The sequence below is a fragment of the Pseudomonas sp. PIC25 genome (assembly GCF_002286785.1).
Taxonomy (GTDB): Bacteria; Pseudomonadota; Gammaproteobacteria; order Pseudomonadales; family Pseudomonadaceae; genus Pseudomonas_M.
On record NZ_MUJY01000057.1, the window covers coordinates 1 to 22,078 of the forward strand.

Sequence of the window (22,078 nt, forward strand, 5' to 3'; positions counted from 1 at the left end):
TAGCGTGATACGGACGGCCAGCCTTCTTTGAGGGCTGGCCGTGCCCCCTTCTAGGGGGCCAAAAGCAAGTCCACGTTCTACGAACGTGGATGTTTACTCACCCAAGGAGCACAAGACCAGTGGCCTCAGCTCAATTGGCTGGTCAGGTCTCTTTCCAGCCAGGCGCGGACGGTGACGAGGTGGTGCTGCTCCTGCTTCAGCGCCTTGCCGAAGGCTTCGGCGATTTCCGCCTGACCGGCCTGGCGGGCCAGCGCGATGAGCAACTCCCAGCCCGCGTTATCGGTCAGCTCGGCCATGAGGATGGCGTTGAGCGATTGCGACAGGGTGGTGCGCGGGTCGGTGATGACCTGCATGATGCCCATCGAGGCGACGCCGGTGACGTCGGCACAGGGCGTCTGCGCGGTCGGGTCGGCGCCGAGGCGTTCGATGGCTTCCGCCACCAATTGCATGTGGTCGGCCTCTTCCTTCTGGAAATGACGCAGGTCGCGCAGCATCGCCTCCGGCGTACCGTCCAGGGCTTCCGCCTTGGCGATCAGTGCTTCGTACAGGCGGGTGCCAGAGCGCTCGAAGGCCAGGCGTTCACCGAGCTTATCGATGAGCACTTCGGGTTGCTTGCCCATCAGCTTGTTGATGGCGGTTTTTACCATGCCCTTGGCCGTGCCAGGAATCGGCACCGAACCCACCTGGTCGGATTCCACCACGCGCAGGCGGCGCTGTTCGGCGATGCCCTTGGTGGTGCCCTTGACGTCGGGCTTGATCGACAAGGCGGCGTCGAGCATGCGTTCGCTGTCATCGGGCGACATCTGCGCCCCGGTCATGTTCAGGCCGGTCTTCACTTTGTTCTGCATGCTGATCTCCTCAGGCGCGCTTGCGTGCCAGTTCGGTGCCAGGTGCCCAGGTGTAGCCGGCCGAGACGATGTCGGCGGCGACCCCTTCGGAATTGAGCTGTTCGCGGTAAGCGATGCTCGCCTTGCTTTCCTGATTCAGCGGAACGTATTCGGTGCCCTTGCTGCGCAGGTCGACTTCTTCGGCGAGCACCTTGCGCACGAAGTCGCGCTGGCTCTTGAACTCCACCATGGCCGGCAGCTCGCCGCCGAGCACTTCTTCCGGGTCGCGCCGTTCGTATTTCTTGAACAGCTCGCAGACCAGGTTCAGATGGCCCAGTTCGTAGTCCAGGAAGCGCTCCCAGATCGCCTTGACCCGAGGATTCGGCTCCTGCTCGGCACAGCCGTGGTAGTTGTAGACCTCCATGGCCTCGTGGATCAGCCATTTCTCCAGGAAGCTCTCGTCCGGGTCCTGCAACGAGCCGTACTGGGTCACGTGCTGCTCTTCCACCGAGGCGATCTCGGCGTAGAGCTGACGCGCGATCGGGTCGGCGAAAGTCGGGCCGATGTTCATGTAGTAGTCGTGGGTCTGGTACTCCGCCGCGGTGATCATCGCCGCGTGGATCTTGGTGATCAGCGCGGCGTTCTCTTTGTCGTAACTCTCCCGCAGGTCGTCCTCGGGGGCGCGGAATTCCAGGGCGGTGCGGCGACCGGGGACGATGTCGGTATAGCCCTGGAGGATGTTGTTGGCATCCTTGCCTTCCACCCGGTCGAGCAGGGCGGAATAGCGGTAGAGGTGATCGAAATCCTCCAGCAGACCGTAGCGGTAGGTCTGGGCCTGATAGGGGTCGGGCTCCGTCTGGGCGACCGCGGCGGTCACTTCGATGGCCACCTGCTCGTAGGCGATGGTGGTTTCGATCGGCGAATGGTCGGCGGACAGCAGCCAGTTGACCATGGTGGCCTGGAAGTGCTCGACCCGCCGCACTTCCGCCAGCGGCAGGCGCAGCTCTCGGTTCATGCGTGCGCCGATGTGCTTCAGGCGCAAGGCATCGTTCTCTATGCCATTCATCAGGATGACCCGCACCCGGGTGAAGGCATCGTCATCCAGCTTGCTGATGGGCTTGCCGGTCAGGTCCTTCCAGGTGAACTTCTGTTTCTCGAGCGGGTACCCCTTTGCATCTAGCAGACTCGATAGTTTCTTCATGATTGCTCCCAATGGGTTGCGGATGGGGCCGTTGCGTTCAGGGTTGGGAGAGCCGTGGACGAAGCAGTCCTGCGATCCCAGGCAGCGCGGGCCGGACCATGTGGCGCGGCAGGCGGGCGGTGGCGACGGCGATGCCTCCTCCATGGGTGCTGGGGATCGGGGATTCGACTTCGTTTCTATCGACGACGGACATGACGGCAACTCCTCATGCGTAATCACGGAACCACCGGAGACCGGCGGAGGAGGGCTCGCAAGAGCGCGGGCACTCGAACAGTCGAACGACCGTACCAGCGATAGTTCGGGCCAGGCGGATGAGTGGTCGGCGGTTGTCGGGTCGTCGTTCCGATGAAGGCAGACCAAGCCGCGGGCCGAACATCGGGTCCGGCCCGCGGCGCCCGGCATCGGGCGATCAGGCAGCCTTGCGCTGCTCGCGCATCAGTTCCTTCTTGCGGTTCTCCATCCGCTCGCCCAGCTCCTGCAATTGCTGCTTGCCGAACAGCTCGCGGGCGCGGGGGAACATCGATTGCTCCTCTTCCTGGACGTGGTGCTCGACCAATTCCTTGAGGACCTTGACCCGGCCGGCGAACTCGGTGCCGATTGGCGAGGTTTTCTTCAGGTCCGGTACCACCAGGGCTTCCACTGCGCGGTGTTCCTCGACCGCCTCGAAGAACATCTTCTTGTCCTCCTTGGTGCCGGCGTCGCGGAAGGCGGGGTAGAAGATTTCTTCCTCGATAGTGGTGTGAACGTGCAGTTCCATTTCGATCTTTTGCAGTAGCTCCTGACGCTTCTTCTCGGCGCGGTCGGTGGTCTGGCTGAGTTCCTCCAAGAGGCCGCGTACCTTCTCGTGATCGCTGATGAGCAGTTCGATTGCGTCTTTCATGTCGTCTCCTTATCACGGGCTTCTTTGAATCACGGCAACGCTGGGCCACGGAAGCGGCCCTTGAAAGAGTGGATCGCACCCGCTTGCGGTAGTTCAGGGCGTGTCGCCGGATGGCGGTGCGCAGAAGCGCAAGGGAGAAACTTTGCCCACGCTTGCCCGTCATAACCCAGGGTATGGGTTGGCCAGGATCGGCGGCTACCCGCCGCAGCGGATCGGATGCCGGCTGATCGCGACCTGCCACCTGGAACGCCTGGCCCGTCGCCAGGGCCCGGCGTTTCGCCACCTGGGGGATGATTCATGTTCGGTCTGGACGCTTTCGAACTCGCGCGAATCCAGTTCGCCTTCACCATTTCGTTCCACATCATTTTTCCGGCCTTCAGCATCGGCCTGGCCAGCTACCTGGCGGTGCTGGAGGGGCTCTGGCTGCGCACTCACCAGGAGGTCTATCGCCAGCTCTATCGCTTCTGGCTGCAGATCTTCGCCGTTACCTTCGCCATGGGCGTGGTGTCCGGGGTCGTGATGAGCTACCAGTTCGGCACCAACTGGGCCGGTCTGTCGGAGAGTGCCGGGGCGATCATGGGGCCGCTGCTCACCTACGAGGTGCTCACCGCGTTCTTTCTCGAGGCGGGCTTCCTCGGGATCATGCTGTTCGGCTGGAACAAGGTGGGCCGGGGGCTGCACTTCTTCGCCACGCTGATGGTCGCCATCGGCACGTTGATCTCGACCTTCTGGATTCTCTCGTCGAACAGTTGGATGCACACACCCCAGGGTCACGAGCTGGTGGACGGGGTGTTCCGGCCGGTGGACTGGCTGCAGATCGTCTTCAACCCCTCGTTCCCGTTCCGTCTCGCCCACATGGCGATCGCCGCGTTCATCAGCACCGCCTTCATCGTCGGCGCCACCGCCGCCTGGCACCTGCTCAAGGGGCGCAGCGAGGAGCCGGGCATCCGCATGATGTTTTCCATGGCCATGTGGATGGCGCTGCTGGTGGCGCCGGTGCAGGCGGTGGTCGGCGACCTGCACGGGCTCAACACGCTGGAACACCAGCCGGCGAAAATCGCTGCCATCGAAGGCCACTGGGAAACCGGGCGCGGCGTGCCGCTGCTGCTGTTCGGCTTGCCGGACATGGAGGCGGAGACCACCCGCTATGCGCTGGGCATCCCCGGGCTCGGCAGCCTGATCCTGGCGCACGACTGGGAGGGCGAGATTCGCGGGCTGAAGGAGTGGGCCAAGGAGGACCGGCCCAACTCGCTGATCGTGTTCTGGAGCTTCCGGGTCATGGTCGGGCTCGGCCTGCTGATGATCCTCGCCGGGCTGATCGGCGGCTACCTGCGCTGGCGCGGCCGCCTGTACGACTCTCCCGGCTTTCACCGCTTCGTCATGCTGCTCGGCCCGTCGGGGCTGCTGGCATTGCTGGCCGGCTGGATCACCACCGAGGTCGGCCGCCAGCCCTGGGTGGTCTACGGCCTGCTGCGCACCTCCGACGCGGTGTCGGACCATGGGGTGGGGCAGATGAGCGTATCGCTCGGCATCTTCGTGGTGGCCTACATCGTGGTCTTCGGCGTCGGCATCACCTATCTGCTGCGCCTGATGCGCAAGGGCCCGCAGGAGATCGGCGAGATTCCCACGCCGGAAGATTCAGGCCCCGGCCATACCCGCCATCCGATGCGTCCGCTGTCGGGCGCCGAGCCGGATATCGAGGACGACGAGCGTCAGGATGTGAGGAGCGACCGCAATGGACATTGATCTTCCGCTGATCTGGACCGCCATCATCGGCTTCGGCATTTTCATGTACGTGGTGATGGATGGCTTCGACCTGGGCATCGGCATCCTCTTTCCGTTCATTCCGGAAAAGGACAACCGCGACGTGATGATGAACACCGTGGCGCCGATCTGGGACGGCAACGAAACCTGGCTGGTGCTTGGCGGTGCCGGTCTCTTCGCAGCCTTCCCGCTGGCCTATTCGGTGGTGCTGACGGCACTCTACATGCCGTTGATCCTGATGCTGGTGGCGCTGATCTTCCGGGGCGTGGCCTTCGAGTTCCGTTTCAAGGCCAAGCGCACCCGGCACTTGTGGGACGCCGCCTTCATTGGCGGCTCGGTGCTCGCCACCTTCGCCCAGGGTGTGGTGCTCGGTGCCTTCATCGACGGGATACCGGTGGAGGGGCGACGCTTTGCCGGCGGACCGTTCGACTGGCTGTCGCCGTTCCCGCTGTTCACCGGCCTGGCGCTGATCGTCGGCTACGCCATGCTCGGTTGCGGCTGGCTGATCATGAAGACCGCCGGCGACCTGCAGCAGCGCATGTTCAAGCTGATGCTGCCGCTGGCCTGCCTGCTGCTGGCGGCCATCGCCATCGTCAGCTTGTGGACGCCCTGGACCCATCCGGCCATCGCCGAACGCTGGTTCAGCCTGCCGAACCTGTTCTATTTCATGCCGGTGCCGATCCTGGTCGGGGTGACCATGCTGGCGCTGGTGCGGGCGGTGGTGCGGCACCGGGAGGTCCAGCCGTTCGTGCTGACCCTGGTGCTGATCGTGCTTTCCTACCTGGGGCTGGCCATCAGCCTGTGGCCGAACATCGTGCCGCCGTCGGTCTCTATCTGGGAGGCTTCGGCGCCGGAGAAAAGCCAGCTCTTCACCCTGGCGGGCGTGGTCATCCTGCTGCCGATCATCCTGAGCTACACGGTCTACAGCTACTGGGTGTTCCGCGGCAAGATCCACGTCGGCGAGGGCTATCACTGATGCACACGCGCTGGCGGCAACTGGCCTGGTTCGTCGGGCTCTGGTGCGGTGGCGTGGCGGCGGTGTCGCTGCTGGCCTACGGGGTGCGCTGGGCGATGGGCATGGGCTGAGCGCGGGCCGCCGCTCGGGCGGCCCGCAGGGGCGGTTACTGGCGTTGCTTGCGGTTGACCGCTTCGGCGGCCTTGATCACGTCCCTGCCGATCTGATCCTCGAACTGCTGCCACACCGGGCGCATGGCGGCGCGCCAGGCTTCGCGTTCTTCCGGGTTGAGGGTGATCAACTGGGTGCTGCCGGACGCCTGGATGCGGGCGCGGTCGGCGGTGTTGAGGGCTTCGGCCTCGCGGTTCACCGCGTAGGTCACTTCATCGATGATCGCTTCCAGCTCGACGCGGGTGCGATGCGGGATGCCGTACCAGAACTTGGCATTGCTCACCAGCATGTAGTCGAGCACACCGTGGTTGGTCTCGGTGATGTAGGGCTGCACTTGGTGCAACTGCTTGCTGTAGATGTTCGACCAGGGGTTCTCCGCGCCTTGCACCGTGCCGCTCTTCAGCGCGTTGAAGACCTCCGCGAACGGCAGCTTCTGGGTCTTCGCACCGATCTGCGCGAATTGCGCTTCAAGGACGCCGGAGGGCTGGATGCGGAAGTTCAGCCCGGCGGCATCCGCCGGAACACGCAGCGGGTGGGTAGCGGACAACTGTTTCATCCCGTTGTGCCAGTAGGCGAGGCCGACGATGTCGTGCTTCTCCATCGCGCGCAGCAACTGGCGGCCTTTGGAGCGCTTCTGGAAACGGTTGACCGCTTCCAGGTCGTCGAACAGGAACGGCAGATCGAAGACCTGCAATTGCTTGGTGTACTGCTCGAACTTGGCCAGCGACGGCGCCAGCAGCTGGACCTGGTTGTTGGCCAGGGCCTCCAGCTCGTTAGCGTCGCCGTACAGAGTGGAGTTAGGGTAGACCTCCACCTTGACCTGGCCCTCCAGGCGCTCTTCCACCAGTTGTTTGAAGAGCAGGGCACCGTGACCCTTGGGCGTGTCGTCGGCGACCACATGGGAAAACTTGATGACGATCGGCGAGCCGGGTTGGGCGCCGTGCGCGCTGGTCGAAACCAGCAGCAGGGCGCAGGCGGCCGAGGCGAAGAGTGACTTGAGCATGGCTGTCCTTTTTCTTTTTTATTCATCGATGTCGGGCGGCGAGGAGCTGCCCGGTGTGTGTCGGCTGTGGTTCGGATGACCTGATCGGCGAGAAGCGCCGTTCCCCATCGAAGGTCCATCCCAAACTTTGGCGCGACTGCATCGCAATGCCTGTGCCAAATAGTTGGCATTTGGCCATGCCTGATTTTAGCCAACGAATTGACGTGTCTAGCGCTGGATGTGGCGAAAGTTCGCCATTTTTGGTTTTGCGGTGAGCGGATTTTTGCCGATCCGCTCTAGGCCAACTCTGCTGACGAAGTTTCTGCGCTGTCGATTTCGCGAGCAGAGCTCGCTCCTACAATGGCAACGCCGAGCCTCCTCGTAGGTGAGACAGAGCTAAATAAAAAAGCCCGCGACCAGGAGCGTGGGGGTCGCGGGCTAGGCGATCGGCCAGGAGCACCGATCAGGGAGGAAACAATCAGGCCTGGGGCTGCCAGCCACCCCCGAGCGCCTTGTAGATGGCCACGATGCCCTGGTACAGCTCGACTTCCGCCTGGGCCTGGGCGTCTTCCGCCGACAGGCGTTCGCGTTCGGCATCGAGCAGCACGAGGAAATCCACCGTGCCTTCGCGGTAGCGGATCGCCGCCTGTTCGGCCGCCGCGCGGCTGGCTTCGGATTGGCGCAGCAGCGACAGCAGCCGTTGCTGGGTCTTGCCGTAGTCGCTGAAGGCGTTTTCCGACTCTTCCAATGCCAATAGCACCTGCTGCTCGTACTGGGCGAGGGCACCGTCGGCGTCGGCTTTCGCACCGCGCAGGCGGGCGCGGACGCTGCCCAGATCGAAGGCGGCCCAACTGATGGTCGGTGCCACGCCCCAGGCCCTGGCCGCCGAGGAACCGATCTGCGAACCGCGCCCGGCGGTGAAACCGAGGAAGCCGGACAGGCTGACCCGCGGGAACAGGTCGGCTGTGGCGACGCCGACGTTCGCCGTGGCGGCGGCCAACTGGCGCTCGGCCGCGCGGATGTCCGGCCGGCGGCGCAGCAGCTCGGCCGGGTCGCCCACCGGCAGGGCCTTGGCGATGGCCGGCAGCTCGCGGGGTGCCAGGTCTTCGCTCAGCTGATCCGGGCGCTGGCCGAGCAGGGTGGCGATACGGTTGCGCGCCCGCACCTGTTCGGCTTGCAGGCGCGGCAGCGTGGCCTCGGTAGATGCCAGACGGGCATCGGCGCGCAGCACGTCCAGCTCGCTGCCGACGCCGGCCTCGCGCAGTTGCTCGGTCAGGGCCCGCGATTCCTGCTGGTTCTTCAGGTTTTCCCGGGCAATCCGCTCGCGCAACTGGGCGCCGCGCAGGTTGCCGTAGGCGTCCACCAGCTCGGCGATCAGGCTGACCTGCAATTGCTGCAGTTCGGCCTCGGCGACGCCGATCTCGGCATCGCTGGCCTCGATCTGGCGCTGGATGCGGCCGAACAGGTCCAGCTCCCAGGCCATGTCCAGGCCGAGGTCGTAACGCTCGGCATTGACCCGGTTCTCGGTCTGCCCCGGCTGCTGGCCCTTGCCGATCTCGGCGCTGGCGCGGCTGGTGACCGTGGGCAACGGGTCGTTGCCGACATCGTCGCGGATCGCTCGCGCCGCCTGCAGGCGGGCATAGGCGACACGCAGTTGGCGGTTTTCCGCCAGGGCCTTGTCGACCAGGCGATCCAGGGTCGGATCGTCGAACTGGTGCCACCAGGCCGACTCGAAGCGCGCACGGTCATAGTCCGCGTCCTGTGCTTGGGCGAGGCGCGCCGGCTCGGTTTGCGGCGCCTGGTAATCGGGGCCCACGGCACAGGCGGAAAGGACCAGGCTCAGCGCCAGGGCCAGCGGCGCGTGTAGCGCCGTGGGCCGCGAGGTGGTCGGGGTTGCGAACGGCCGCGTCATGCGTGGGCCTCCTTCAGCAGGGCTTTCTTCGCTTCGCGTTTCTCCACGAACGCACGGATCAACAGGTAGAACACCGGGGTCAGCAGCAGGCCGAAGAAGGTCACCCCGAGCATGCCGGAGAACACCGCCACACCCATGGCGTGGCGCATTTCGGCACCGGCGCCGGAGGAGAGCACCAGCGGCACCACCCCCATGATGAAGGCGAAGCTGGTCATCAGGATCGGTCGCAGACGCAGGCGGCAGGCTTCCAGCACCGCGCTGAGACGATCCATGCCTTCCTCCTGCTTGTCCTTGGCGAACTCGACGATGAGGATCGCGTTCTTGCACGCCAGGCCCACCAGTACGATCAGGCCGATCTGGGTGAAGATGTTGTTGTCGCCGCCGGAGAGAATCACCCCGGTGATGGCGGACAGCAGGGTCATCGGCACGATCAGGATCACCGCCAGCGGCAGGCTCCAGCTTTCGTACTGCGCGGCCAGCACCAGGAAGGCCAGCAGCACGCAGAGCGGGAAGACGAAGATCGCGGTGTTGCCGGCGAGAATCTGCTGGTAGGTCAGGTCGGTCCATTCGTAGGTCATGCCGTTGGGCAATTCCTCGCGCAGCAGTTTTTCCATGGCGGCCTCGGCCTGGCCGGAGCTGTAGCCCGGTGCGGCGGCGCCGTTGATCTCGGCGGTGAGGAAGCCGTTGTAGTGCATCACCCGGTCCGGCCCGGAGGCATCGCTGACCTTGACGAAGGTGGACAGCGGGACCATCTCGCCCCGGTTGTTGCGCACCTTGAGCTGGCCGATCTGCTCGGGTTCCAGGCGGAACTGCTGCTCGGCCTGGACGTTCACCTGATAGGTACGGCCAAAGCGGTTGAAATCGTTGGCGTACAGCGAGCCCAGGTAGATCTGCAGGGTATCGAAGATGTCGCTGATCGCCACGCCATGGGTCTTGGCCTTTTCGCGGTCGATGGCGGCGTCGATCTGCGGCACGTTCACCTGGTAGCTGGAGAACAACCCGGCCAGCTCCGGTACGCTCTGGCTCTTGGCGATGACGTTCTGCATCTGGGCGTAGAGTTCTTCATAGCCGAGGCTGCCGCGATCCTGGATCTGCACGCGGAAACCGCCGATGGTCCCGAGCCCCATGACGGGCGGCGGCGGGAAGATGGCGATGAAGGCTTCCTGGATCGCACCGAACTGCCCTTGCAGCGCGCCGGCGATGGCATTGGCCGAGAGCGACGGGTCCTTGCGCTGGTCGAACGGCTTCAGCGTGACGAAGACGATGCCGCTGTTCGGGCTGTTGGTGAAACCGTTGATCGACAGGCCGGGGAAGGCCACGGTGCTTTCCACGCCTGGATGCTTGCTGGCGATGGCCGACATCTGGCGGATCACGTCTTCGCTGCGGTCGAGGGTGGAGGCGTCGGGCAACTGGGCGAAGGCCACCAGGTACTGCTTGTCTTGCCCCGGCACGAAGCCGGTCGGGGTGCTGGAGAAGCCCAGGTAGGTGAGACCCATCAAGCCGCCGTAGACGATCAGCGCGATGGAGCTGCCGCGCAACACGCGGCGCACGGTACCGACGTAGCCATGGCTGGCACGGTCGAACAGGCGGTTGAACGGCTTGAACAGCCAGCCGCCGAGCAGCTTGTCGAGGAAGCGCGAGAAAGCGTCCTTCGGCTCGTGATGCCCCTTGAGCAGGGTGGCGGCCAGGGCCGGCGACAGAGTCAGCGAGTTGAACGCCGAGATCACCGTGGAGATCGCGATGGTCAGTGCGAACTGCTGGTAGAACTGGCCGGTGAGGCCGGAAATGAACGCGGTCGGCACGAACACGGCGCAGAGTACCAGGGCCGTGGCGATGATCGGCCCGGTCACTTCCTTCATCGCCTGCTTGGTGGCCTCCACCGGCGTCTTGCCGAGGCCGATGTTGCGCTCGACGTTCTCCACCACCACGATGGCGTCGTCCACCACGATACCGATGGCCAGCACCAGGCCGAACAGCGACAGCGCGTTGAGCGAGAAGCCGAACAGGTGCATCACCGCGAAGGTACCGATCAGCGATACCGGAACGGCCGCCAGCGGGATGATCGAGGCGCGCCAGGTCTGCAGGAACAGCACCACCACCAGGACCACCAGAACGATGGCCTCCAGCAGGGTGTGCACCACGGCCTCGATGGAGCCACGGACGAAGATGGTCGGGTCATAGACGATGGAATAGTCCACGCCTTCCGGGAAGTTCTTCTTCAATTCCGCCATGCGCTCGCGCACCAAGTCGGAGATGGCGATGGCGTTGGAGCCGGGCCGCTGGAAGATCGGGATGGCCACCGCCGGCTTGTTGTCCAGCAGCGAGCGCAGGGCGTACTGGCTGGAGCCCAGCTCGATGCGGGCGATGTCCTTCAGCCGGGTGATCTCGCCGTCGTCGCCGGCGCGGATGATGATGTTCTCGAACTCTTCCTCGGTGACCAGGCGGCCCTGGGTGTTGATGGACAACTGAAAGCTGGTTTCGCCCGGCGCCGGCGGAGCGCCCAGGGAGCCGGCCGCCACCTGGCGGTTCTGCTCGCGGATGGCGTTGACCACATCGGTGGCGGTGAGGTTGCGCGAGGCCACCTTGTTCGGGTCCAGCCAGACGCGCAGCGAATAGTTGCCGAGGCCGAAGAGCTGCACGTCGCCCACGCCGTCCAGCCGTGCCAACTCGTCCTTGACGTTGAGCGCGGCGTAGTTGGACAGGTAGAGCATGTCGTAGCGGTCGTCCGGCGAGGTCAGGTGCACCACCATGGTCAGGTCGGGGGAGGCCTTGTCCACGGTCACGCCGAGACGCTGCACCTCGGTGGGCAGGGTCGGCATGGTGCGGGTCACCCGGTTCTGCACCTGGACCTGGGCGTTATCCAGGTCGGTACCGAGGGCGAAGGTGATGGTCAGTGTCATCTTGCCGTCGGCGGTGGCCTGGGACGACATGTACAGCATGCCCTCGACGCCGGTGATCGCCTGTTCCAGCGGCGAGGCGACGGTTTCGCCGATCACCTTGGGGTTGGCGCCGGGGAAGTTGGCGCGCACCACCACGGTGGGCGGTACCACGTCCGGGTATTCGCTGATCGGCAACTGGAACAGCGAGATGGCTCCGCCGATCAGGATGATCAGCGAGAGCACCGCGGCGAAGATCGGCCGCTGGATGAAGAATTGCGAGAATTTCATGGAAGCGCTCCTGGAAAATGCCGCACGCAGGCAGCAGTCCGCTTCGGTGTTCTGTCATGGCGGCGGGTTGGTCCGGCCGCTCGGTTATCAGCTTCTCGGTTTGGCCGGTGCGCGCTGGTCGGCGACTCGTGGCGCCTCGGCCGCTTCCACGGCACGGCGCTCTTCCCGTAGGGCGGCGATGGTTTCCTCGTCGGCCATCGGTACGTCCTTGGCTTCTACCGCCATGCCCGGGCGTACCCGTTGCAGGCCGTTGACCACGATGCGGTCGCCTTCGCCAAGACCGTTGCGGACGATTCGCAGGCCGTGCAGCTTCGGGCCGAGGTCGATGGAGCGGTAATTCACCTTGCCTTCCGCGTCGAGTACCAGGACGAACTTCTTGCCCAGGTCGGTGCCCACCGCGACGTCCTTGATCAGCACGGCGTCGTAGGTGCCGCTGCCGACCAGCTTGAGGCGGGCATAGAGGCCGGGGGTGAAACGGCCGTCTCGGTTGTCGAACACGGCACGACCACGGATGGTGCCGGTACGCGGGTCGACCTGGTTGTCCATGAAGTCCATGTGGCCCAGATATGGGTGGCCGTCCTCGTTGCTCAGGCCGAGGTAGACCGGGCTTTCCTCGCTGCGCGCGCCCTGGCGGGCCAGCTCGTTGTACTTGAGGAAGACACGCTCGTCGGCCTCGAAGTAGGCGTAGACCTTGTCGGTGGAAACCAGGGTGGTGAGCAGCGATTCGCCGGTATTGACGAGGTTGCCGGCGGTCACTTCGGCGCGGCCGACGCGGCCATCGATGGGGGCGGTGACCTGGGTGAAGCTGAGGTTGAGGCGGGCAGCCTCCAGTTGCGCCTGGATCGCGGCGACCGCGGCCTTGGCTTCCTGGGCGGCGCTGGCGCGGGCATCGGCCAGTTCGGCGGAGATCGCGTTGCTCGAACGCAGGCGCTCGCCACGCTGGGCCTCGCTGGCGGTACGGGTCTGGTTGGCGCGGGCCTGTTGCAATTGCGCTTCCAGACGCTTCACCTCAGCCTCGAACGGACGCGGGTCGATCTGGAACAGCAGGTCGCCTTTCTTCACCAGCGAGCCTTCGGTGAAGGCGACGCGGTCGATATAGCCGGAAACGCGCGGGCGTATCTCCACCGATTCCGGTGCTTCCAGGCGGCCGGTGAGTTCGTCCCATTCATTGATGGGCTGCTGAATCACCTTGGCCACGCTGACGCTGGGCACCGGAGCCGCGGTAGTGGCTTCCGGCGCACGGCCGCAAGCACTGAGTACGACGACGGCAAGAGCGGCCAGGGGCAAACGCAAGGCCTTGAGTGACTGTTCCATTGCTGACTCCGCTAGTCGGATTAGTAGACCCGTGAAGTCTGCTGGCGGCCCCTGCCGAGCGCTAATCGAACGCTAAGATTTTGATTATCACGAACAATGATGTTTGCACTGCACCAAGGTGGCGCCATCGATGGACGGAAAGACGGCGGTCGGCCCGAATGGACGGGCATCGTGAGCCATGACGGTGCCGCCCGAAGTCATTGCAGGCTGTCCGGATCGCCGACGAACATCTGGATGCGCGAGCGCAGCCAGCGCTCGGCGGGGTCGTTGTCCAGGGCACCGCGCCAGGCCATGGACAGCTCGAAGGAGCGTTCGGTCTCGAAGGGTAGATCCTCCACCCGCAGGCCGCCACCGGCTGCCAGCACGTCGGCGGCGTAGTCCGGCACCGTGGCGACCAGATCGGTGCCGGCCAGCAGGCTGCCCAGGCCATTGAACTGCGGCACCGCCAGGACCACCTTGCGGGTGCGGTCGAGCACGGCCAGTTCTTCATCGATGAAGCCGTCGAGGTCGCCGGCGAACGACACCATGGCATGCGGGCGGGTGCAGAAGTCGTCCAGGCTCATGGGCCCCGGCGCCGAGTCGGCACGCAACAGCTTGGGACGGCTGCGTCGCAGCGTCTTGCGCTTGGAGTTGGCCGGCAGCTCGTCGGTGTAGCTCACACCTACGGAAATCTCGCCGGAGGCCAGCAGGCTGGGCATCAATAGATAGTTGGCGCGTCGCACCACCAGCACCACCCCCGGCGCCTCGGTGCGGATGCGCCGTAGCATCGGCGGCAGCAGGGCGAATTCCACTTCGTCGGACAGGCCGATGCGGAACACCGCCTCGGCGGTGGCTGGGTCGAAGCTTTGCGAGCGGCTGATGGCAGTGGAGATTGAGTCCAGCGCCGGCGACAGGTGGTTGAAGATCTCCTGGGCCCGGGCGGTGGGCTCCATGCTGCGGCCAGTACGGACGAACAGCGGGTCGTCGAACAACGAGCGCAGGCGGGCGAGGGCGGCGCTGATCGCCGGCTGGCCGAGGAAGAGTTTTTCCGCCGCGCGTGTCACGCTGCGCTCGTGCATGAGCGTTTCGAACACGATCAGCAGGTTGAGGTCGACGCGGCGCAGGTCGTTGCGATTCATTCCCTTTCACTCGAAATGCCGGGGGCTCGATCAGTGTCCAATGCTACGCCTGTGCCCGCCAAGCCGAACCGCGCTTTCAAAGCGAAATTGCCAGGGTAACCACAGCAGGGGTGTATAAATATACACATGTTTTTCCACGTGAACAGTCTCACGTGCATTGGCGGAACCATCGCACGGGAGCCCATAATGCGCTCCCGCTGCCGCCTTGAATCACTCTCAGGCATGACAACTATCGATCCGGGCGGGTAGTTTTGTCGAACGACAGGGGCTAGAGTCCCCAAGCAATGAAGTGTCAATCCGTGAGGTAGCAATGTCCCGGGTTATCCGTTTTCACCAGTTCGGCCAGGCCGACGTGCTCAAATTCGAAGAGCAACCCACGCCGCAGCCGGGGCCGGGCGAGGTGCTGGTCCGCGTGGCGGCCATCGGCGTGAGCTGGAGCGACGTGCTCTGGCGCCAGGACTTGGCTCCGCAGCATGCGCGGCTCCCGGCCGGGCTCGGCCATGAACTGGCGGGCGAGGTGCTGGCCGTCGGCGAGGGCGTCGACGACCTGCCGGTGGGCTCGCGTGTCGCCAGCTTCCCGGCGCATAGCGTCAACCAGTACCCGGCCTACGGCGACTGCATGCTGATGCCGCGTACCGCACTGACCCGCTATCCGGACCTGCTGACCCCGGTCGAGGCCAGCGTCCATTACACGCCGCTGCTGATCGCCTATTTCGCCTTCGCCGAGCTGGCCCGCCTGCAACCCGGCCAGCGCGTATTGGTGACCGACGGCAGCCGCTGTTCCGGACCGGCTGCGATCCAGTTGGCCAAGGCCATGGGCGCCCAGGTGATCACTACCACGTCGACGGAAGACGATCGTGAGTACCTGGTCCAGCTCGGCGCGGACAAAGTGATCAATACCGAAGAGGAAGACCTCGTCGGACGCATCGCCAAGCTCACCGACAGCCGTGGCGTCGAGGTGGTCTTCGATGCCCTGGGCGGCCCACAGATGTGCATGCTCGGCGACGTGATGGCGCCGTGCGGCAAGCTGATCCTCTACGGTCTCAACGGTGGTAACCAGACGCCGTTCCCGGCCTGTGCGGCGTTCAAGAAGAACTTCAAGTTCTTCGTTCACTGTGTCTTCGATTTCACCGGTGACCCCGAACTGGGCATCGTCCAGGAGCGCGAAGCGCTGGAACGCGCCCTGGCGCGGATCAACCAGATGACTGCCGACCGGCTGCTCACGCCGCAGATCGACCGGGTTTTCGCCTTCGACAAGGTGCAGGACGCCCATCGCTACATGGAAACCTGCCCGAGCCGCGGCCGGGTGGTGTTGCAGGTGGAGTGAGGGTTGCTGGGCGGAGTTTGTTTGCGAGTGGGGCAATGCAAAGAGCTTCGCCAGTAGAGCTGGCTCCTACGAAAAGCGGGCGGGTGTCGCGCTCAGCAAGTCACGACCGGGGCATCGCTGGACGAATGAATTCGCCCCTACAGGTGTATCTGCGAAGTTAAACGCCCGCACGGACTGCCCCTCGCCCCACTGGGGAGAGGGCTGGGGTGGGGGCGGAGTTGAGGGCGACACGAATTCATCGGCGATCATTGGCTTAGGTGCAACCAGCATTCGCGAATGAATTCGCTCCCATCGCAATGTGCGCTTGCCCGTTTCTTTGCCTACGTCCTATGCCGTCGCCGCGGCAGAATCCGTGTCCGGGCTTGGCCGCCCGATTTGTTAGGTTCAGCAGCTCTCCCTGTCTGCTGACGTACTTTCGCGTCTGCAACGTGCGTTATCCAGGTTGCGTGGGGACACCTTCGGGGGGCCGGTGTCCGGTTTGATAGGGGCAAGTCCACCTCCCAACCCTCCCACCCTTGCAGCGATGGCATCCGCCGTCTGTTCTCGGTCCAACCCGACATCCCTCTGACCGATGCGTTGGAAAGCGCCTGCCATCTGCTGGATGCCGCCGAGGTGCTGGCGAGTCAGGGCGGCGACGAACACGGGCAGAGGCTTGCGGCTACCTGATCAATATGGCCAGGGCGACCCTGGTGGCTTGCTTGGAGGGGCAGTCGGCTTGATGTGATTTGACCTCTCCCGTGCGGGAGAGAGGTGCTGGCCCCCCGGTCAGGAATATGGAAACTTTTCCCACCCTCTGTCAGTCCTCCAAAGACAAGTTGGATTTTTCGACGACGGGAGGAAAACAGCATGTCTCAAGCCAAGCAAACCATGCCGCCGCAACACCAGGAACGCACGCCCGGCAAGGAAAGCCTGATGCATCCGCGCCCCGACTATAAGGCCGAAGAGTACAAGGCGGCGGGCAAGCTGGAAGGCAAGGTGGCGATGATCAGCGGCGCTGACAGCGGCATCGGTCGCGCCGTGGCCGTGACTTACGCGAAGGAGGGCGCGGACGTCGTGGTGCTCTATCTCGACCAGCGCGAGGATGCCGAGGAGACCCGCCGCGAGATCGAGAAGCTCGGGCGCCGTTGCCTGACCATCGCCGGCGATATCGGCGACCCCGCCTTCTGCCGCAAGGCGGTGGAGCAGGCGATGAGTACCTTCGGCCATCTCGACATCCTGGTGAACAATGCCGCCGAGCAGCACCCGCAGCAGCGTCTGGAAGACATCAGCGACGAGCAGTGGGAGCGCACCTTCCGCACCAATATCTTCGGCATGTTCCTGCTGACCAAGGCGGCGCTGCCGCATTTGCAGTCCGGCGCGGCGATCATCAATACCACCTCGATCACTGCCTACAAGGGCAATCCGATGCTGATCGATTATTCGACCACCAAGGGCGCGATCACCGCCTTCACCCGTTCGCTGTCGCTGAACCTCGTATCGCGCGGTATCCGCGTGAACGCGGTGGCGCCGGGGCCGATCTGGACGCCGCTGATTCCGTCCACCTTCAACGAGAAGACGGTCTCCGAGTTCGGTGCCAACACACCGATGGGCCGCCCCGGCCAGCCGGAAGAACTGGCGCCGGCTTATGTCTACCTGGCCTGCAACGATTCGTCCTACGTCAGCGGCCAAGTGATGCACATCAACGGCGGTTCGGTGGTCAACGGTTGATCCGTCGCGAGCGGGAGGACACGGCATGCCTCGTGTGATCTGGAAAGGCGCGGTCAGCTTCGGCCTGGTGCACATTCCGGTGTCGCTGGTGCCGGCGACGACCCGCAAGGGCATCGATTTCGATTGGTTGGACAAGCGCAGCATGGACCCGGTGGGCTACAAGCGGGTCAACAAGATCACCGGGAAGGAAATCGAGAAGGAGAACATCGTCAAGGGCATCGAGTACGAGAAGGGGCGCTACGTGGTGATCAGCGAGGAGGAGATCCGAGCGGCGCATCCCAAGGCCACGCAGACGGTGGACATCATTGCCTTCGTCGATGCCGAGAAGATTCCCTTCCTTTATATCGACACGCCGTACTACCTGACGCCGGACCGGCGCGGCGAGAAGGTATATGCGTTGCTGCGCGAGACCCTGGAATCCACCGGCAAGGTCGGCCTGGCCAATGTGGTGCTGCGCTCCAAGCAACACCTGGCGGTGGTCATGCCGCTTGGCCCAGCGCTGGTGCTCAACACCTTGCGCTGGGCCGACGAGGTGCGCGGGGTGGAGGCGATCGATCTGAAGGACGAGGCGGTGAACGCCAAGCTGGCGGAGCGGGAGCTGGACATGGCGCGGCGGCTGGTCGAGGACATGAGCGAGGAGTGGAACCCCGAGCAGTACCGCGACAGCTTCGAGGAGCAGATCATGGCCCTGGTCGAACGCAAGGCCACCGAGGGCAAGATCGAGTCGGTGCGCGCCGCTGAAGAACCTGATGAACGCCGTAGCGCCGATGTCATCGACTTGACCGAGCTGCTCAAGCGCAGCCTGGGTGGCGGTGGCAAGGCCGGCGACAAGGCAAGTAGCCCCAGCCGCGCCAAGACAGCAACCAAGGAAGAGAGCAAGAGTAAGCCGGCCGCCAAGCGCACGCGCAAGGCGGCCCCTGCGAAGGGTGAGAAGAAGAAGGCCGGCTGACATCGATTTTCGAAAACAGCAAACGATCGCCGGGCGAACTTTGCCGGGCGATCGTTTGTTTTTGGGATTTGGAAGCAGAGAGTTGATTGCGTTGCGCTATCAGCTTTTTATTGCCGCTTCGTTGTTATTGTCAGGGTGTCAATTTGTCCGTTTCGCTCGTTTTGAAGTCAAGTTGATATCGCTTTGATATTTTTCTTCAAATGAATTGCTAATTAAAAAAGAAGAACGGATTACAGATATAAAAGTGGGGCGTCCCTGCCCCTCGGTCGGACGCCAGCCTTAGCTGTTGTTGCGTCCGCCATGGCTGTTCTTGCCACCTTTGCGGCCTGCCTCGGAGGCGCGCTCCGGGTCATTCTTGAAGTTGCCGCCGCTAACTTGGCCGCCTTTCTGACCCGCTTCGGATGCGCGTTGCGGATCTTCAGCAAAGTTGCCACGACCACCGCGATGTTCTGCCATTGCGAGTACTCCTCTGTGCATTCAAAAAGGAATTTGCCCAACGGAAGCTGGGCTATTAAGGACGTCTTCATGACGCCTCATAAAGTGAGAAGCAAGCGGCAGAAAAAGGTTCATAATATTTTTTGCTATTTATTCGCTGAACATATGCACTTGCGTAATTGTTGTTTTGCGCCTTGGTTCATTCACTGCCGGTTTTACTGTGGGGGGCATCGACGGCTTTCGATTCCGGCGAACCTTTCTGTCGCAGGAAGATGCTCAGCACCACCATGAAGCCAATGGAAAAGAATTCGCTCTGCCAGTTCTGCAACGATTCGAACCAGAACTGGGCGGTGCCCAGGTACTCCAGGGTGGTGACCGCCGTACCGCCGTGGAGCAGCTCCTCCTGGCTGAACTCGCGGGCACCGCTGACGGCATGGAGGACGAAGGAGAGCAGGAATAGCGCGAACAACGCGATGCTGAGCGAGTATTCGTAGAGTCTGAGCACCCATCCGCCACGTCGGACCGGCCATGGCGCGTCCGGGTTGACCTTGTACGGGGGGACGTCGGAGGGCGGCGTGTCGCCGAACGGCCGCGATTCGGCCGAGCCTTTCTGGAACAGGTAAGCGGTGAGCAGGACGTAGGCGAACATTTGCAGGAACTCGCTCTCCCAGTTCTCCATGGTCGCCTCCATGAAGTGATCGCTGGTCAGGTAGGCGAGGTAGCCGAGCGTGGGTTGCTGGTGGCTGATCTGGTCCTGGTTGTGCTGCTCGAAACCGACCAGGCTTAGACCGATCTGAAATATCAGGAACAAGCCGAAGAGACTCAACGACAGGCCATTCCTGTGCCATATGCCTTTCATAGCGTTTCCCCATACGGGTCGATTGAGGCGGCATCCCTGCCTCGTTGTCCGTGGCGGTGCGTGCTGGCGTGCTCAGTAAGTGGAGGGTTCGCTGTCCGGAATTTTTTCGCCGACCAGCGGCACGCCTGGCTGATCGTCGAGCGGTTCGTATTCCGGGACCAGGGGAACGTCGCCCGGGTTGTCGTGCACCACCGGGTCGGGCTGCGGAACGTCAGGACGGTGTTGCGACATGGCTGTCTCCTCCCTACGTAAAAAAGCGATCACCACTGCAATGGAGGGCCCCGGACGAGCAGAAGTTCCGGTTCGCAGCAGGGCGGGCGATCGGTGGGAAGCCGCGGGATAGTGAACTTTTTACCCTGTCGACGGCTCGGAAAAGACAGGCTGGCTTGTTGCTGTCCCCGTCTATCACCGCCTTCCTCCGCTACATGACAAGCCAGGTGCCGGCTAAACCTAAGGGGAAGGTGCCGTTGCGCCCGAAGGCGAAGGAGAATGCTCGATGGCCGAAGCCAGACCCCCGTTCGAAACCGATGCCCGGAACGCTCTGGAAAGGGCCATGGCGGCCCCGCGCATCGCCATCGAGTCCACCTCGCCGGTCATCGAACAGGGGCGTTTCGCGGCCAAGGCCATCGTCGGACTGCCGGTCGTCGTCACCAGCAAGATTTTCGCCGACGGTCACGACCAACTGGCCGCTGCGCTGTTCTGGCGCGCCGAGGGCGAGCAGGGCTGGCACCGTACCCGCCTGAAGCACCTGGGCAACGATTTGTGGCAGGCACAGTTCGTTCCGACGAAGATCGGCCCGCACCAGTTCGCCATCGAGGCCTGGTGGGACCTTTTCGAAACCTACCGCTACGAGCTGACCAAGAAGCATGCCGCCGGCGTGCCTATCGCGCTGGAGCTGGAAGAGGGGCGGCTGCAGTTCGTCCAGGCCGTCGAGCGCAGCCAGGGCGAGACCCGGGCGGTGCTGGTGGAACTGCTCGAGCGCTACAACGCGGCGCCCCACGAGCTGGATAAAGTGACGCTGCTGCTCTCCGGCGAGACGGCCGCCGCCATGGCTGCCGCCGATCCTCATCGCCATCGGGTGCGTAGCCCGGAATACCCACTGGACGTCGATCGGCCCCTGGCCCAGTTCGCCAGTTGGTACGAGCTCTTTCCACGCTCGGAGACCGACGATCCGGCCCGTCACGGCACCTTCGACGATGTGATCGCGCGGCTGCCAAAGATTCGCGACATGTGTTTCGACGTGCTGTATTTCCCGCCGATCCATCCCATCGGCCGCAAGCACCGCAAGGGCCGCAACAATTCGCTCAACGCCGGCCCGGACGACCCCGGCAGCCCCTATGCCATTGGCAGTGTCGAGGGCGGCCACGATGCCATCCACCCGCAACTGGGCAGCCGCGAGGACTTCCGTCGCCTGGTGGCCGCCGCGGCGGACCACGGCCTGGAAATCGCCCTGGATTTCGCCATTCAGTGCTCGCCCGATCACCCCTGGCTGAAGCAGCATCCCGGCTGGTTCGCCTGGCGGCCGGACGGCAGCATCCGCTATGCGGAAAACCCGCCGAAGAAATATCAGGACATCGTCAACGTGGATTTCTACGCAAAGGACGCGATGCCCGATCTCTGGCTGGCGTTGCGCGATGTGGTTGTGCATTGGGTGGAAGAGGGAGTCAAGCTGTTCCGCGTGGACAACCCGCACACCAAGCCGTTGCCGTTCTGGGAGTGGCTGATCGCCGATGTGCGGGCCAAGTATCCCGAGGTGATCTTCCTTGCCGAGGCGTTCACCCGCCCGGCGATGATGGCGCGCCTGGGCAAGCTCGGCTTCGCCCAGAGCTACACCTATTTCACCTGGCGCAACAGCAAGACCGAGCTGAGCGAGTACCTGACCGAACTGAACCGGCCACCGTTGAGCGAGTGCTACCGGCCGAACTTCTTCGTCAACACGCCGGACATCAATCCGTATTTCCTGCAGACCAGCGGGCGGCCGGGGTTTCTCATCCGTGCCGCGCTGGCGACCATGGGCTCCGGACTGTGGGGCATGTATTCGGGCTTCGAACTGTGCGAGTCGGCACCGGTGCCGGGCAAGGAAGAGTACCTGGACTCGGAGAAGTACGAGATCCGCCCACGGGACTACCAGGCACCGGGCAACATCGTCGCAGAGATCGCCCAGCTCAACCGCATCCGCCGGGAAAACGCAGCCCTGCAGACGCACTTGGGGCTGAAGCTCTACAACGCCTGGAACGACCACATTCTTTATTTCGGCAAGCACACGGCCGACCTGAGCAACTTCGTGCTGGTGGCGGTGAACCTCGACCCGCACCACGCCCAGGAGGCGCATTTCGAGATTCCGCTGTGGGAGTTCGGCCTGCCGGACGACGCGGCGATGCACGGCGAGGACCTGATGACCGGGCACCGCTGGACCTGGTACGGCAAGACCCAGTGGATGCGTCTCGAACCGACGATGCCGTTTGGCATCTGGCGTATCCATCCGGCCCGCTGAGGCCCCATAGAAGGAC

At 63.9% G+C, this 22,078-nt stretch carries 18 protein-coding genes; 7 read left to right on the forward strand and 11 right to left on the reverse strand.

Translation table 11 applies throughout. From position 1 onward, the window contains the following. Positions 1-125 precede the first annotated feature (125 nt). The 3 genes from BZL41_RS06125 to BZL41_RS06135 form a co-directional block, all read right to left on the reverse strand. Complete coding sequence (locus BZL41_RS06125; RefSeq protein WP_095598463.1) at positions 126-848, reverse strand: DUF892 family protein; 723 nt, start codon at positions 846-848, stop codon at positions 126-128. A gap of 10 nt (positions 849-858) precedes the next feature. Continuing rightward, positions 859-2,028: a hypothetical protein gene (locus BZL41_RS06130; RefSeq protein WP_095598464.1), complete on the reverse strand. Its 1,170-nt coding sequence runs from the start codon at positions 2,026-2,028 to the stop codon at positions 859-861. Between the two features lie 409 nt (positions 2,029-2,437). Next, positions 2,438-2,908: a hemerythrin domain-containing protein gene (locus tag BZL41_RS06135; protein ID WP_095598465.1), complete on the reverse strand. Its 471-nt coding sequence runs from the start codon at positions 2,906-2,908 to the stop codon at positions 2,438-2,440. A gap of 297 nt (positions 2,909-3,205) precedes the next feature. On the opposite strand from BZL41_RS06135, the gene BZL41_RS06140 reads away from it, so the two are divergent. Together BZL41_RS06140 and cydB are read left to right on the forward strand one after the other, a co-directional pair. Then, positions 3,206-4,654, forward strand: coding sequence for a cytochrome ubiquinol oxidase subunit I (locus BZL41_RS06140; RefSeq protein WP_095598466.1), 1,449 nt, complete (start codon positions 3,206-3,208; stop codon positions 4,652-4,654). Beyond that, a complete protein-coding gene (cydB, locus tag BZL41_RS06145; RefSeq protein ID WP_095598467.1) occupies positions 4,644-5,648 on the forward strand; it encodes a cytochrome d ubiquinol oxidase subunit II in 1,005 nt (334 codons plus the stop codon). The genes BZL41_RS06140 and cydB overlap by 11 nt, the downstream gene beginning before the upstream one ends. 145 nt (positions 5,649-5,793) lie before the next feature. Here the strand turns inward: cydB and BZL41_RS06155 are convergent, their stop codons facing one another. The 5 genes from BZL41_RS06155 to BZL41_RS06175 all read right to left on the reverse strand — a co-directional run bounded on the left by BZL41_RS06155 (position 5,794) and on the right by BZL41_RS06175 (position 14,291). Continuing rightward, positions 5,794-6,801 (reverse strand): TRAP transporter substrate-binding protein, encoded by a 1,008-nt coding sequence (locus BZL41_RS06155; protein ID WP_095598469.1) that lies wholly within the window; start codon positions 6,799-6,801, stop codon positions 5,794-5,796. A gap of 457 nt (positions 6,802-7,258) precedes the next feature. After that, positions 7,259-8,692, reverse strand: a complete 1,434-nt coding sequence (locus BZL41_RS06160) for an efflux transporter outer membrane subunit (RefSeq protein ID WP_095598470.1) — start codon at positions 8,690-8,692, stop codon at positions 7,259-7,261. Then, complete coding sequence (locus tag BZL41_RS06165; RefSeq protein WP_095598471.1) at positions 8,689-11,859, reverse strand: efflux RND transporter permease subunit; 3,171 nt, start codon at positions 11,857-11,859, stop codon at positions 8,689-8,691. Before BZL41_RS06165 ends, BZL41_RS06160 begins: the two co-directional genes overlap by 4 nt. A gap of 87 nt (positions 11,860-11,946) precedes the next feature. Beyond that, on the reverse strand, positions 11,947-13,173 hold the full coding sequence (gene mexE / locus BZL41_RS06170) for a multidrug efflux RND transporter periplasmic adaptor subunit MexE (protein ID WP_095598472.1): 1,227 nt from the start codon (positions 13,171-13,173) through the stop codon (positions 11,947-11,949). A gap of 197 nt (positions 13,174-13,370) precedes the next feature. Continuing rightward, on the reverse strand, positions 13,371-14,291 hold the full coding sequence (locus tag BZL41_RS06175; protein WP_095598473.1) for a LysR family transcriptional regulator: 921 nt from the start codon (positions 14,289-14,291) through the stop codon (positions 13,371-13,373). Positions 14,292-14,601: 310 nt separating this feature from the next. Between BZL41_RS06175 and BZL41_RS06180 the strand changes: the two genes are divergently transcribed. The 4 genes from BZL41_RS06180 (at position 14,602) to BZL41_RS06195 (ending at position 18,274) form a co-directional block, all read left to right on the forward strand. Next, complete coding sequence (locus BZL41_RS06180) at positions 14,602-15,618, forward strand: zinc-dependent alcohol dehydrogenase family protein (RefSeq protein ID WP_095598474.1); 1,017 nt, start codon at positions 14,602-14,604, stop codon at positions 15,616-15,618. A 435-nt stretch (positions 15,619-16,053) separates the two neighbouring features. Continuing rightward, positions 16,054-16,284, forward strand: coding sequence for a DUF3077 domain-containing protein (locus tag BZL41_RS28995; protein WP_095598475.1), 231 nt, complete (start codon positions 16,054-16,056; stop codon positions 16,282-16,284). A gap of 180 nt (positions 16,285-16,464) precedes the next feature. Further along, on the forward strand, positions 16,465-17,325 hold the full coding sequence (locus BZL41_RS06190) for an SDR family oxidoreductase (protein WP_095598476.1): 861 nt from the start codon (positions 16,465-16,467) through the stop codon (positions 17,323-17,325). 25 nt (positions 17,326-17,350) lie between these two features. Then, complete coding sequence (locus BZL41_RS06195) at positions 17,351-18,274, forward strand: Ku protein (protein WP_095598477.1); 924 nt, start codon at positions 17,351-17,353, stop codon at positions 18,272-18,274. A 279-nt stretch (positions 18,275-18,553) separates the two neighbouring features. Here the strand turns inward: BZL41_RS06195 and BZL41_RS06200 are convergent, their stop codons facing one another. From BZL41_RS06200 to BZL41_RS28465, 3 genes are all read right to left on the reverse strand, one after another. Then, positions 18,554-18,730, reverse strand: coding sequence for a general stress protein (locus tag BZL41_RS06200; RefSeq protein WP_084335279.1), 177 nt, complete (start codon positions 18,728-18,730; stop codon positions 18,554-18,556). A 178-nt stretch (positions 18,731-18,908) separates the two neighbouring features. Further along, on the reverse strand, positions 18,909-19,568 hold the full coding sequence (locus BZL41_RS06205) for a DUF6766 family protein (protein ID WP_095598478.1): 660 nt from the start codon (positions 19,566-19,568) through the stop codon (positions 18,909-18,911). A 72-nt stretch (positions 19,569-19,640) separates the two neighbouring features. After that, the gene (locus BZL41_RS28465) at positions 19,641-19,799 is read right to left on the reverse strand and encodes a hypothetical protein (RefSeq protein ID WP_168190954.1); all 159 of its coding nucleotides are present in this window, start codon (positions 19,797-19,799) and stop codon (positions 19,641-19,643) included. A gap of 265 nt (positions 19,800-20,064) precedes the next feature. Between BZL41_RS28465 and BZL41_RS06210 the strand changes: the two genes are divergently transcribed. Continuing rightward, complete coding sequence (locus BZL41_RS06210) at positions 20,065-22,062, forward strand: alpha-1,4-glucan--maltose-1-phosphate maltosyltransferase (protein ID WP_095598479.1); 1,998 nt, start codon at positions 20,065-20,067, stop codon at positions 22,060-22,062. Positions 22,063-22,078: the final 16 nt, after the last annotated feature.